The 14,305-nt window shown below is 48.3% G+C and carries 7 protein-coding genes; 6 read left to right on the plus strand and 1 reads right to left on the minus strand.

From position 1 onward, the window contains the following. Positions 1–154: 154 nt before the first annotated feature. Complete coding sequence (locus PSE_RS25720; RefSeq protein WP_244421412.1) at positions 155–7,750, plus strand: type I polyketide synthase; 7,596 nt, start codon at positions 155–157, stop codon at positions 7,748–7,750. Next, a complete protein-coding gene (locus tag PSE_RS25725; protein WP_014290328.1) occupies positions 7,750–9,111 on the plus strand; it encodes an aminotransferase class I/II-fold pyridoxal phosphate-dependent enzyme in 1,362 nt (453 codons plus the stop codon). The genes PSE_RS25720 and PSE_RS25725 overlap by 1 nt, the downstream gene beginning before the upstream one ends. A gap of 19 nt (positions 9,112–9,130) precedes the next feature. Here the strand turns inward: PSE_RS25725 and PSE_RS25730 are convergent, their stop codons facing one another. After that, positions 9,131–9,898 (minus strand): SDR family oxidoreductase, encoded by a 768-nt coding sequence (locus PSE_RS25730; protein WP_014290329.1) that lies wholly within the window; start codon positions 9,896–9,898, stop codon positions 9,131–9,133. A 245-nt stretch (positions 9,899–10,143) separates the two neighbouring features. Between PSE_RS25730 and PSE_RS25735 the strand changes: the two genes are divergently transcribed. From PSE_RS25735 to PSE_RS25750, 4 genes are all read left to right on the plus strand, one after another. Beyond that, positions 10,144–11,325 carry a polysaccharide biosynthesis/export family protein gene (locus tag PSE_RS25735; RefSeq protein WP_014290330.1) on the plus strand — a complete coding sequence of 394 codons (1,182 nt, stop codon included), beginning with the start codon at positions 10,144–10,146 and terminating at the stop codon, positions 11,323–11,325. 164 nt (positions 11,326–11,489) lie between these two features. After that, complete coding sequence (locus PSE_RS25740) at positions 11,490–12,869, plus strand: LPS biosynthesis protein (protein ID WP_014290331.1); 1,380 nt, start codon at positions 11,490–11,492, stop codon at positions 12,867–12,869. Between the two features lie 10 nt (positions 12,870–12,879). Then, positions 12,880–13,647, plus strand: a complete 768-nt coding sequence (locus PSE_RS25745; protein ID WP_041769221.1) for an ABC transporter permease — start codon at positions 12,880–12,882, stop codon at positions 13,645–13,647. After that, the gene (locus tag PSE_RS25750) at positions 13,647–14,303 is read left to right on the plus strand and encodes an ABC transporter ATP-binding protein (RefSeq protein WP_041769223.1); all 657 of its coding nucleotides are present in this window, start codon (positions 13,647–13,649) and stop codon (positions 14,301–14,303) included. The genes PSE_RS25745 and PSE_RS25750 overlap by 1 nt, the downstream gene beginning before the upstream one ends. Positions 14,304–14,305 lie beyond the last annotated feature (2 nt).

Below are 14,305 nucleotides of genomic sequence, written 5' to 3' on the forward strand. Positions count from 1 at the left end.
ACTTTTTCTTATAATCAAGAAATGATCAAAAAACTGACTGAGGCACTTACTATCAAGCAAGTTTTCTGTTGATGCTTGCTTTTTTAAAAGTACATTCCCGTTTAGGTTATATATGGAACTTTAAGTTTAGTTACAGGCATCACAACCCTAGATGATGCTGACCCCAGATTTGAGTGAGTTTTACTGCGTGTTGGAAATTGTTGGCCTATCCGTTCGAGTACCCGGTGCTTCATGCAAGGAAGAACTGTGGCAGTTACTAAGGGAAGAACGGAATAGCATAACTGAAATCCCTACAGATCGCTGGTCTCATTTCCGCTACTTACACCCTCGAGTGTCAGAGCCAGGAAAGGCATATACTTTCAAGGCAGGGATTGTAGAAGATCTCTGGGATTTTGATCCAACTGCATTTGGCATCTCACCTAGAGAGGCAGAGCAGATGGATCCGCAGCAACGCATCCTTTTGCAGCTTACCTGGGAAGCAATTGAAGACGCTGGTATTTCGCAGGAAACTCTCGCAGGCGATCATGTTGGTGTTTATGTAGGCGCGTCAGCCCTTGATTATGCCAATGAAAGCCTTTTCGATCCAAATGTTGCGACTGGTCACTTCATGACTGGTAACACGCTTTCCATTATTTCAAATCGTCTTTCTTATATCTTTGATTTGAAAGGCCCGAGCTTTACAGTTGATACTGCATGCTCATCTTCTTTGGTTGCGCTCCACGAAGCATACCGTGCCCTCAGCTCCGGGCGTATTGATTGTGCAATTGTGGCAGGTGTTAACGTACTGGCCAGTCCGTTCCCCTTTGTCGGTTTTGCGCAGGCAACCATGTTGTCTCCAGATGGTCAGTGTAAAGCTTTCGATGCCAATGGTAATGGGTATGTACGCTCTGAAGGTGGTGTTGTACTCGTACTCAAACGGAAGGACGCTCCACGCTGGAAAGGCCAGCGCTCACACGCTGATATCGTAGCTGTTGACGTCAACTCTGATGGTCGCACTGTCGGTATGTCACTCCCATCTGATGTGGAACAAGCCAATCTGCTCGAGCGCGTATACAAGACGCATGGAATTGACCCAAACCAGCTCGCATTTGTTGAAGCTCACGGGACAGGTACACGTGTGGGTGATCCGGCTGAAGCTGGCTCCATTGGTCGAACTCTTGCACAAAAACGACGCGCACCCCTGCCTATTGGCTCGGTGAAAACCAATGTTGGTCACTTGGAGCCGGCATCTGGTTTAGTTGGACTAGCAAAATCAATCCTGGCTCTGCAGAATGATTACTTCCCAGCCAGTCTGCACTTTAAAGATCCAAACCCAGATATCGATTTTGATGGCTTAAACATTAAAGTCGCAGGTGAAGGCGTTGAACTTCCTCGTGCAGGTGCTCCGCGTTTTGCTGGCGTGAACTCATTTGGTTTTGGGGGCACCAACGCCCACGTCATCATCAGTGATCCGGATACGCCAGCTGAAAATGTAACTCAGCTCAATACTCAGCAAAATCAGAGAGCTTTGCTTCTTAGCGCGCCAACCAAAGAAGCACTTGTTGAACTCGCACAAAAGTATACGCAAGAAAATCTTTTAACTGAAAGAGACAGTCAAAAAATTTGTGCAGCGACATTCCATCGGAAGCGGGCTTTTCAGGAAAAAGCCGTCTTTACAGGCGCAGATCTAACCTTATTGAAGACGGCGCTTTCCGACTTTGCGAATGACCAGAAAAACACGAATGTCATCTATTCTAACAAAGCTGCAAGCACTGGAAAGTGTGCGTTTGCATTTTCAGGGAATGGTGCTCAGTGGGCAGGCATGGGCCGTGATGCTTACGCTGCAAACGGATCGTTTAAGCAGGTCTTTGACAATGTAGATACGATCTTCACAGGTTTGTCTGGTTGGTCATTGAAGACTGAACTTTTCAATGAAACGCTTGAAGAAGATCTAAAAAAGACCAGTATCGCACAGCCGCTTCTGTTTGCTGTTCAGGTTGCCCTGTGCAAGGCTCTGGAAGATTACGCACTAAAACCAGACATGGTGCTAGGCCACAGCATCGGTGAAGTCGCAGCCGCTCACATTGCAGGCGCGCTCACTCTGGAAGCTGCTGTAAATCTAGTTTTCCATCGATCTGCGGAGCAAGAAGTGGTTGCTGGTCACGGCACCATGGCAGCACTTGTGCTCCCTGCCGATGAAGCGCGCCGCCTTGTTGCTAAAAGCGGTTTTGACTCTATTGAAGTTGCAGCTGAAAACAGTCCAAAGTCGGTCAGTTTGTCTGGCACCAAAGAAGACATGGACGGCTTTGCTAAGTTTGCCCGTGCCAACCATGTTGCCTTCAGAAAAGTTGCGCTGAACTATCCATTCCACAGTCAACTTATTGAACCTGTTGAGCGGCCATTCCGCAACGCAGTTGGAACGGTTGAATCTACATCAAGTCACATCCCATTCATCTCCACTGTCACAGGTGCTGTCGCTGATGGTGAGGATTTGAATGCTGATTACTGGTGGCGAAACCTTCGCAAACCAGTGCTCTTTTCCAAAGCTGTTGCAACTGCTTTGGATCTTGGTGCTGAAACCATCATCGAGATTGGTCCAAAACCAATTCTGCAGAGTTATCTCCGCCAGGTTGCAGCTGACAAAGGCGGAAAAGGTTCCGTCCTTTCCAGCTTATCCAATGAGCAGCTGAATGGTGCAGATCCTGTCATTAATCTGGTGGCACGCGCTTTTGTTGCAGGCATTAAAGTCGATACAGACAAGCTATTCGGCAAAAATCCAGAGGAGCCAGTCAATCTGCCACCTCTGCCTTGGCAAAACAAAAGCTTCCGCTTTGAAAACAGTCATGAAGCCAACATGGGCATCTTCCGGGGGGGAGAACACCCTCTGCTTGGATGGCGCCCAAACAACAATTACAATCTCTGGACGACCCATCTGGACCGCTTCACCGTTCCATTCCTGGAAGATCACGTCATTAACGGCCAGATGATCTTCCCGGGTGCTGGTTATGTTGAGATGGCTCTGGCAGCAGGCGCTTCTTTGTATGGCTCTGAGGCTGTTGAACTTCGCTCCATGGATATCTTGCAGGCGCTTGTCTTAAGTGACGAGTATCTGACGGAAGTTCAAACTGAAATCTCTGAGGAAACAGGCACAGTTAAAATATCTAGTCGCATGCGCCTGAGTGGTGATGACTGGACACTGCATGCCGTTGGCCGCGTTGGGAAGCTGGAGACAACAGCTCCTGACATTCAGCTGGATTTTGAAGCTGCCAGCCTCATCAACAGTGGCGAGGAGATTTATAAAGCTGCTCTAACCTACGGCTTGGAATTTGGGCCACGCTTCCAGCGCACTCAAAACGTTTCTCAGCTAGATCAAGGTACCTTTATCGTCCATCTGTCTGCTCTGGACGAAGTTGATCAGGTCTCCGCCTTCGGTATCCATCCCGCTGAGCTAGATGGGTGTTTCCATGGGTTGCTGTCCTTGTTCAGAGAAACAACGACACAAAACAGCCGTCCTAAGGCTTACGTGCCGATCTTCTTTGATAAAGTTCGTCAGTATAAATCAGGCTCATCCCCTGCTTATGTACGCATTCAGGTAAAACGTGCATCTGATCTCTCAATTCTGGCAGATTTCCAGATCTTTGATGAAGATGACAACGTCATCATCGCAATCAAAGGCGGGCGTTTCAGAGCAACCGAGCTCGGCAGAAAAGACAATCCTTCTGATCTGATTTATCGCGTAGAGTCTGCTCTGCAGCGTCGCCCATCAGCTCAAGCAAACAAGCTGGCTCACGTCTTCCCTGCGATTGAGGATTACGTTGCTGAAAAGTTCCGGACCGTTGAAGACGAAGCAGAGCGTGAAGCTTACTTGCTGCTCAACGCAGCGGCACAGCGGACGGCTTTCGATATCATCTCAAAATTCGCCGATGATGATCAGACCGTTACTATCGAAAGCCTGCCTTTCAATCACCGACGCTATTTCATCAATCTTCTGAGTATTCTGGAAGAAGCCGGTGCGGCGACTGACTGTGGTGCAGGTCGATTTGATTTGAACAGCGATTTTGAACTTCCAGAGTTCGATTTGCTGGTTGAAAGTGTGCTTGAGGAAAGTCCAAAAGATATCGCTGCGGCCACAATCCTTGCGACCACCCGCAAACATGTTCTTGAAAGCCTTCAACGCGGTGCTGTTGATGAGGAAAACCTCGAGCATTCCAGCGCGATGTTGGAACAGTATTGGTACTCTTCACCAGAAGCACAAACACGCAGCAAAAGCGTGTCGCAATGGTTGAAAACTGCGCTTGCTGATTGGGATCTGAACACGCCACTACACGTTTTGGACCTGAGCGGCTCTGGCCTGAACCTGGCAAAGGATGTTCAGCAGCTTCTTCCAAATCGGATCACGCGCATTTCCATCGCGGACAGCATTCACAAAAGTGCAGCGCGCTTGACCGCCAGTGTTCTGGACGAGCCGAACATTACTGTTTTCGACACTAGCAATCTGGATGCCGGTCACACTTGGGAAGCAGCCCTGGAACAAGGGCCATTCGACATTATCGTCTCTTCTGGCCTGCTGCACACAGCATGTCAGAGCGAGCCTCAGCTCTTCGATAAGTTGGGGCAGTCACTCTCAGAAGGTGGCCAGTTCCTTGCGATTGAACCTCTGACCGATGTCTTCCATGACGTTGCCTTTGGCTTGTCTCAAGACTGGTTTGTGGGTTCTTTGTCCGATGAGTTCCCAGTAGGCCCACTCAAGTCAAGCAATGACTGGCTGGATCAGTTCAGTAACACGTCTTTTGAGGCGCCAATTGCAATTGAAGCACTGAAAGATGGGGCTTCCGTTGTTCTGCTAAAAGCAACGTCTAACGCTTCTAAAGCTGAGCAGCAGCAAAATGCACCTCTTGATCTGATAGATAGTGATGCTCTCCTTGTTCTTACCGGCAATGCTAAGCAAGAACAGGAGATCGCCAAGGCAATCAAAGCAGATGAACGCCTCACCTCTTGCAATGTCACCATTCTGGATGCTGACAGCGATCAGTTTGATCTGAATGAAGCGAGCGGATGGAAGACTGCTCTGGCGGGCTCTGCTTTCCTCGATGCTGATCAGAAAACGATCATCCACCTTTATGGTTTGGCTGAAACTGGCGATAATCCTGTCGACCAGGTGATGAAGCGCTGCGCAACCTGCGTCGGTCTTGTCAAAGCGTATCCAGGGCTTGCTGGGCAGCTCACATTCGTTGCTCCTGGCGGCAGTGGTCACAGTTCAAAACAGGAAGCGCCAGTACAAAGTGCTGCATGGACGTTTGCACGTGTGCTTGGAAACGAAGCACCAGAGCTTACACCACTCACACTGGATGTGGCGCTTGATAAGTCCATAGAGGACATTACCTCAGATGTTCTGGAAGCTGTGTTCTCACAAAATCAGGAGAACGAACTTCTTCTACCGCATGAAAATCAAGTGGTTTCACGCGTCAAATCTGGTTTTGGCCAATCGTCCTGGGTACCAGCAGAAAACGTTGAACTTAACTTCTCTGAAGCGGGTTCCCTAAACCACCTGGACTGGCGTGGACAGGAGCGTATTGAGCCTACACAGGATCAGGTTGAGATCAAGGTTGCAGCAACCGGCCTTAACTTCCGTGATGTGATGTGGACTCTGGGGATGCTGCCTGAAGAAGCTCTTGAAGATGGATATGGCGGTCCAAATCTGGGATTGGAGATCTCCGGTACGGTTACCCGTGTTGGTGAGAATGTGAGCGATGTCTCAATTGGAGACAAAGTGGTCGCCTTCACTTCTGGTGGTTACTCCTCTTATGTAACATGTCCTAAGTTCGCGGTCGCAAAGCTTGATCAGAGCCAGGAGCTGGTATCAGCTGCAACCTATCCAGTTGCCTTCCTGACAGCTTACTACTCTCTCATTCACCTTGGAGAACTCAAAGAAGATCAATGGGTTCTCATTCATGGTGGTGCCGGTGGCGTTGGCCTTGCTGCATTGCAGATCGCAAAGCACGTTGGTGCAAAAATTATCGCAACTGCGGGTTCTGAAGAGAAACGTGAGATTCTGCGCCTGCTTGGAGCAGACCACATTCTCGATTCCCGCAGTCTCGAGTTCCCTGACAAGGTCATGGAAATCACAGATGGGAAAGGCGTTCATGCTGTTCTGAACTCCCTCGCTGGCGAAGCGATGGAAGCGAGTATCAACATTGTTCGCCCATTTGGCCGCTTCCTTGAGCTTGGTAAGCGCGATTACTACGCAAATACCAAAATCGGCCTGCGCCCATTCCGTCGCAATGTGTCTTACTTCGGCATCGATCTGGATCAGATCCTTCTGCATGACAGTGATCTGGCCCGTAAGCTGATTGAAGATGTTTTTGAGCTGATCAAAGATGGCACCTTCACTCCATTGCCATATCGCGTGTTCGAAGGTCGCAACGTGCAGGATGCCTTCCGATTGATGCAGCGCTCCGGCCACATCGGGAAGATCCTGATTACACCTCCTCAGCCAGAAGAGGTCCGCGTCCCTCAGGAACGCAAGCCTCTGGAGTTCTCCGCTGATGGGCATCATGTTGTCATTGGTGGCCTGGGTGGTTTCGGTCTCGAGATCTGCCGCTGGATGGCGGACAATGGCGCACGCCGTATCACTCTGACAAGCCGCTCTGCAAACGTCAGTGAAGCGCATGAGACGCTGTTTGAGACACTTGCCAACAAGGGCGTTACTGTCTCTGCAGTCAGCTGTGATGTAACTGACCGGGCTGCGATCAACACTCTGTTGACCGAGCTGCGCCAGTCTGCGCCAATCAAGAGCGTTACCCATGCAGCGATGGTGCTTGATGACGGTATCATTCAGCAACTTGATGAAAAGCGCTTCCGCAAGGTTCTGGAGCCAAAAGTTCAGGGTGCAAGTCTGCTTGATGAGCTGACACGCGGCGATGAGCTTGATCAGTTCATTCTGTTCTCCTCAGCGACAACGCTGATTGGTAACCCGGGTCAGTCTCATTATGTGGCGGCCAACGGTTATCTGGAAGGCCTCGCAAGAGCGCGCCGTAAAGTGGGCAAACCTGCTACAGCCGTTGGCTGGGGTGCGATCGGCGATGTAGGCTTCCTTGCCAGAAACGCAGATGTTTCTGACAAACTTTCCCGCCACCTTGGTGAAGCAACCATCAAAGCACGTGAAGGCTTGGATATTCTGAAGCTGGCGATGGAACAGGATGACGGATCTGCACCAGGTGCAGTTGTCCATATCGGCCGCTTCGCGTGGGCAGCAGCACATCAGTCTCTGTCCCTGCTCAGCAAGCCTCTCTTTCAGGAGATCGTGGGCCGCACTGACGTTGATGGCGACAGTGATGGAGCAACAGACATCCTTTCACTGATTGAAGGCAAGTCTGATGCTGAAGCCAAAGACGTTGTCGCGCATATTCTTGCCGGTGAAATTGGTCGTATCCTACGCCTTCCTGCGGAAGACATCTCTCATCAGCGCCCACTGGCCGAGTTCGGTATGGATTCGTTGATGGGGCTGGAACTGCGAATGGGTATCCAGAAGCGTTTCAATCTGGAGATTCCGCTGGTTTCTATCTCTGGCGGGACATGCTTGGATGATTTTGCAGCTCAGATTCTGCAAAAACTCCGCAAACGTGAAGGTGGTGATGCCTCTTCTGAGGATGGCTCGCACAACGTTCTGGCAAGCCAGCACCTTTCTGATGATCTCGATGACGCTCAAAAATCGAGCGTGCGCGAGATCCTCGATACCCATCAAGACAAGAGCGCAAGAATTTTGAATTAATGGCCAAGTCAGAAAAGAAAAAACTGAGCAAAGACGACCGTTTAAATGCTTTGAGCGCTGTGCGGCGCTCAAAGTCGTCTGCTCCTAAGCCAAAGGCAACCAAACCAGCTCAGACACAGGCAATCGCTCCAAAATTTGCTGACTTGCCGGGTTTCAAAGAAATTCGCCTTCAAAAAGCCGCGGCTGATCTGTTGCAGATCAACAACCCGTTTTTCCGCGCCCATGAAGCACGTGCCGGGGCGACAACCCAGATTGATGGAGAGACGTACCTTAACTTCTCATCCTACGATTATCTCGGATTGAACGGCCACGAGAAGGTTCAGCAAGCCGCAAAAACTGCCGTTGACCACTATGGCATCTCCGCCAGCGCAAGCCGGGTTGTAGCTGGTGAGCGGGTGATCCACACAGAGCTGGAAGAACTCATTGCGAAGATGCATGGTGTCGAGAGCTCTGTTGCATTTGTCAGCGGTCATGCCACCAACGTCACCAGTATCGGCCAGCTAATGCAGCCGGATGATCTGATTATCCACGACAGCTACATCCACAACAGCATTGTAACCGGCGCCAAACTCTCCGGTGCTGTGCGCCAGTCCTTCCCGCACAACAATCTGGATGCCCTTGAAAATATTCTGGAATTGCGCGCGCACAAGCACCCACGCGTTCTGATCGTGGTGGAAGGCGTGTACTCCATGGATGGTGATTATCCGGATCTGCCACGCCTTATCGAGATCAAGAAAAAGTATGGTGCGTGGCTCATGGTCGATGAGGCGCACTCCATCGGCATTCTTGGTAAGACGGGTCGCGGGATCGCTGAGCACTTCCAGACTGATCCAAAAGACGTCGACATCTGGATGGGCACATTCTCCAAGACACTGGCCGGATGTGGTGGTTATATCGCCGGCTGTAGTGATCTGGTTGATTATCTGAAGCTCACCGCTTCCGGCTTTGTGTTCAGCGTTGGCATCGCCCCACCAATTGCCGCAGCCGTATGCGAAGCCATTCGCCTGATGGAAGCAGAGCCAGAACGTGTTCAAGCAGCACAATCCAATGGTCAATACTTCCTGGAAAAAGCACAAGCGGCAAATCTTGATACCGGTGTAAGCCAGGGCTGTGCTGTGGTTCCAATTATGGTTGGTGATTCCTTGAAGGCAACCGTTCTGGCAGCTCGACTGTTGGATCGCGGCCTAAACGTGTTGCCAATCATTTATCCAGCAGTGCCGGAAAAATCTGCTCGTCTGCGCTTCTTTATTACATCAGAGCACACCGAGGAGCAGCTGGACCAGGCAATTCAGCTGGTGAATGAAGAGATGGCGACTTACAACAGCAACCCCATCTCTATTCAACAAGTCATGTCAGCTTAATTCGCACTAACTATTTGAATCAGCGCTGATAATTGAAGCGCTGATTTCCAAGCCGCCGCAACTGCCATGGCAGCAGTTTTCCAATCCGAATGCTCAAAGCAAGCTGCCACGGAAACGCATAAAACGCTCTTTTCCGCGCAATCGCCTTCTTGATCTTTGCCGCCGCCTGTTCCGCAGTGAACTCATAGGGGCGCCAGCTCTTAAACTGATCTGCCATCGGTGTGAGAATATAACCGGGGCAAATCACAGAAACGAACACTCCCCACTTATGCAAGTGATCGCGCATTGCTTCCCCATAAGCAATAATGCCCGCCTTTGAGGCCCCATAAGCAGGGCCATCCGAAATAGGTTGCATTCCAGCAAGCGAACTGATCAAAGCAATACGCCCGTTTTTGCGCTTTTGCATGTAAGGAGCTACGGCCGTGAGCAAATTGACTGTTCCACCAAGATTCGTCGCAATCTGTGCATGCGCCGTCTCAGCAGTTTCAACAGAACCGTCAATGCCATGAGAACCCGTAATGCCCGCATTGGAAATCACCAGATCCAGTGAAATCTCCTGCTCCAGCTCATCGACCCAACTGTGAACAGCTTGCGCATTACAAATGTCCAGCGGTCTCCAAAGCACCCGGCAGCCACGTTCTTCCGCAGCCCGCACAGTCTCCCCCAACCGCTCCTCATTTCGCCCTGTCAAACAAAGCGTTACACCTGCCCCAGCATAACCCAGCGCAATAGCCCGCCCTAAACCCGAACTAGCACCAGTGATGAGAATCGACTTGGGTTTGAACATGGTGAATCAGCCTCCAGACACCCACACCTCGCCATTCATGGCAAACAGATGGTTAATTTCCAACGCGGTCTTGTAACTGCGCACAGCTATGACCGCATTCTCCATAGAAAACAACAGCCAGTTGCATCTGCTCGGGCATACGCATTTGTTTTTTTGCTCCAAATGGGGTATGAAAGCCCTCATATATGGACTGAGTATTTATTACAATCTCAATTCGATTTTGACGGAAACGTGGATAGAGTTTTATGAAGTTTTCTAGTCGTTTAGCGAATGCAAACAAGATCTCAGATAAGTCTCGATTCTTTAAATCTGCAGCCGTCGTTACACCTCTTCTCGCTCTATTAGCTGGATGCGCAGCGCTTCCTTCTGCAGGACCAGTTTCCTCTGAAATCCAAGCAGCTTCGTCTGATCGGCGTGCCGAGCCTTTCGACTATCATCTGATTGATTTGGATGACAATGTTACCTCAGTCCTTTCAGCTTACCAACCGAACGGTCTGGCGAAGGTATTTACTGGCGGGAAATGGGCGCCTAAGCATATTGTTGGGATCGGCGATACTGTTTCAGTAGTCGTTTGGGAACAAGGCAATGATCGCCTGTTTACACCAACTGGTCAGGCAGGCGGCGTAGAGCTTGGTCCGTTCATGGTCAATCAAAGTGGCGCGATTACAATCCCATACGTCGGCAAGGTGCATGCACGAGGTAAATCTGTTGAGCGGCTTCAGGAAGCGCTCCAGGTGGCACTCGATCGCAAAGCCACCAATCCACAAGTGATCGTTACTCTGAAGCAAAACGCCAGCAGCCTCGTGACTGTGAATGGTGCCGTTCGTAAGCCGGGCCAATATCCATTAGATCTTGGCGGCAAAAAACTGCTTGATGTTGTCGCTAATGCTGGAGGCAATTCGTCACCAGCAACAGAAAGCTATGTCTCAGTCTCCCGAAATGGCAGACAAGCAAAACAGCTCCTGAGCAACGTTTTCCTCAACAATGGTGAGAATGTTTACATGCGTCCCGGCGATCGTGTTTTTGTAACGCACGATCCGCAGACGTTTACAGCATTTGGTGCCGTGCCAAAAGTTGGTGAGTACCCACTACAGGCATCCAACGTCTCACTTGTTGAAGCATTAGGCCGCATTGGTGGTTTGGATAAGAATGCAGCAAACTCTCAAGGACTCTTCGTATTCCGCTATGAAGATTCTCAGGTAATTGCACAACTTAAAACGGAGTATCGTGACTCAAACTCAGGCAAGGTTCCTGTGATCTACCGTTTAAACATGAGAGACGCCCGCTCATACTTCAAAGGCCAGCTGTTCACTTTGAGAGACAAAGACGTTGTTTACGTCTCAAGCGCTTACGGGGCAGAACTTAATAAGTTTATCAAAATTCTGAGTGGAACTCTTGCGATTGGAAAAGCTGTAAACTCTTTCTAAGTCAGGAAGACATGATAAAAACTAATTTTTTTAGTTTATAAAACCTAAATTACATTCTCAATCGTAACCTTCATGTTATGATTCGGGATATATCCTCTGCTTCAACTAGAGGGTTTAGCTTAAACTCTCAGCTATCCTTTAGGAACAAAAGGTAAAAGCTTGCTATGGAAAAAGGGACTACCGCAAAGGTTGCCGAAATTCGTCCTGCCTCAGCCAATGCTGCAGAAGCCAATAAAACCAAGCAAGTTCAAAAGGCGGTTAAGGGAAAGGCAAACAGTACCGCAACCAAGAAAAAGCCTATCCCAAAAAAGCCGGCTTCAGTTGTCCCACTACCAGTTGATAATGTAACCCCTTTAAAGACCACAGATGCTAGTGGTCTATTCAATCTTCGGACCCTAAGACCTCAGCAGATAAGAAGAAAAATTTTAGCTATTTCATTTATGTTAATGGTGCTTCTACCTAGCTTACTGGGTGCAACATATTTCCTAATAATTGCATCGGATAGATATTCCTCGACAATTGGCTTTTCGGTTAGAGGAATGGATGGAACCTCTGCAGGAGGCGATTTTCTTGGTGCGCTAACAGGCTTAGCTAGTGTTGGTACAACTACTACGGATTCTTTTATCCTGATGGATTACCTAGAAGGCCGAGAGGTTGTTGAGCGGTTAAATGTTGATTTGAGCGTTTCAGACCACTTTAGCAAAGATTCTGTCGATTTCATTTATCGTCTGGATCAAGAGATTTCTATTGAAGAGCTTGTATCATATTGGCAAGGAATGATCTCAACTAGCTTCGACAACACCTCGAGTATTATAGAGGTTGAAGTTCAAGCTTTCTCACCTGATATGGCAGAAAACATTGCCAACAAAATCCTTTCTTATGGAGCTGAGCTCGTAAATACACTTTCTCAGAATGCAAGAAAAGATGCCGTTCGATTTGCAGAAGAAGAAGTTAGGCGTGCAGAACTACGCCTAAAAATCATTCGTATGAGAATGAAGGACTTTCGAAGTACAGAGAGTTCCATTGATCCAACTAAAAATGCTGAAGTCCAAATTGAACTTATTGCAGGGCTAGAGAAGCAGCTTTTGGACACAAGATCACGTTTGGCAACTCTTGTTGGGACGATTGATGAAAGCTCTCCAACGATTCGTCAACTTCGTAAACAAGAAGAAGTTTTAATCCAACAGATACTTAGTAAACGTGACGAAATTAGTGGAAATAGTCCAACCCAAATTCAAGACACAACAGCGGGATCGGACCGACTTTCTTCTCTTTCAGCTTTGCTGGCAAACTATGAAGAACTAGTTGTTGAACAGGAATTCGCGCAACAGGCTTATACTGCAGCACTCGCTGGCTTGGAACGTTCCCGCGCCGAGGCTGATCGCCAACAAAGATATCTTGCTGTCTTCAATCCTCCATCGAAGCCACAAGACGCAATCTATCCACGTCGTATAATCAACTCCTTCATTTTATTCCTAGGCTTACTTGCTATCTGGGCTCTTGGTACAGTAATCACTTATTCGATCAGAGATCACTTGAAGTAATCTAACTGCTATGGATAACGTACTGACCGTTCAAGCTCGCGTCATCGGAGCACTTGTTTTAAGAGAAACTAGAACTGCATTTGGTAACACTCAACTCGGTTATCTATGGGCGATTGTTAACCCAGCTCTGAGCACACTGGTGTTAGTCCTAATTTTTTCCACCGTTGGGAGGTCCCCTGCGTTTGGAACTAGTTTTGCCCTGTTTTTTGCGACAGGAATCTTGCCTTTCCAAACCTATTCCAAACTAGCCGGTTCTCTTATGACGGCTGTAAACACCAGTAAAGGGCTTCTAAGTTATCCACTTGTCAATGAGATTGATATTTTGATATCCAAATATATTTTGGTCACCCTTACATATATAATGATTATTATTTTATTCTTTTCGCTTATTGTTTGGGGTGATGGGGCCCAACTTCCAGTTTACGCCGAAGAATGCTCAATAGCTTTCATTGTTTTGTCGCTACTTGGCCTAGGTGCTGGCACAACTAATGCGGTACTATTCAGACTATGGCCGACTTGGAAGCAATTGGAATCAATAATAAGTAGGCCGCTTTTCTTTCTTTCTGGAATATTTTATGTTCCGAGTGACTTTCCAACACATATTGTGAAATTATTATCGTGGAACCCTGTACTCCATGGAATAGAGTGGTTTAGAGAAGGATATTACGGTAATTATAACAGTATCGTTTTGAGTAAGTCCTATTTATTAACTTGTGTTATCATTTTGCTGCTGCTTGGATTTTTCGGAGAGCGCCTCTATAGAAAGAAGTCTTTCTAATGATTGAGTTCCATAATGTCCGGAAATCTTATCGTCTTAAGGGCGTCACTAAAACAGTTCTAAATGGACTAACAACCCGATTTCCCAAAGGCCGAAATATAGGCATATTGGGCCATAATGGTGCAGGTAAGTCTACTTTGATGCGTCTCATCGCAGGAGCAGAGCTTCCTGACAGCGGCAAAATTAAACGAAATGTAAAAGTATCTTGGCCGCTGGGTTTTGGCGGTGGTTTTGCTGGCAAGATGACTGGTATTGAAAATGTACGTTTTGTTGCTCGCATGTATGGCGAGGACACAGAACGGATGGTTGAATTTGTTGAAGACTTTTCTGAACTTGGGCCGTCAATGGCACTACCCATCCAAACATACTCTAGTGGGATGAAAGCTCGTCTTGCATTTGGTGTTAGTATGGCTATTAATTTCAGATGCTATTTGATAGATGAAGTAACCGCCGTTGGCGATAGGCGTTTTAAGCGGAAGTGTGATGAAGTTTTCGAAACTAAACTCAAACACGCAAATATAATCATGATTTCACATTCAGAACGAACAATAAAAAAGCTCTGCGATAGTGCTTGCCTCTTACATAATGGCGAATTGACTATGTTTGACTCAGTAGAAGAAGCACTGGCACAACATCGTAAGAATCAACTTAAGTAGTG

Origin of the sequence: Pseudovibrio sp. FO-BEG1, from assembly GCF_000236645.1 — a bacterium.
GTDB lineage: Bacteria > Pseudomonadota > Alphaproteobacteria > Rhizobiales > Stappiaceae > Pseudovibrio.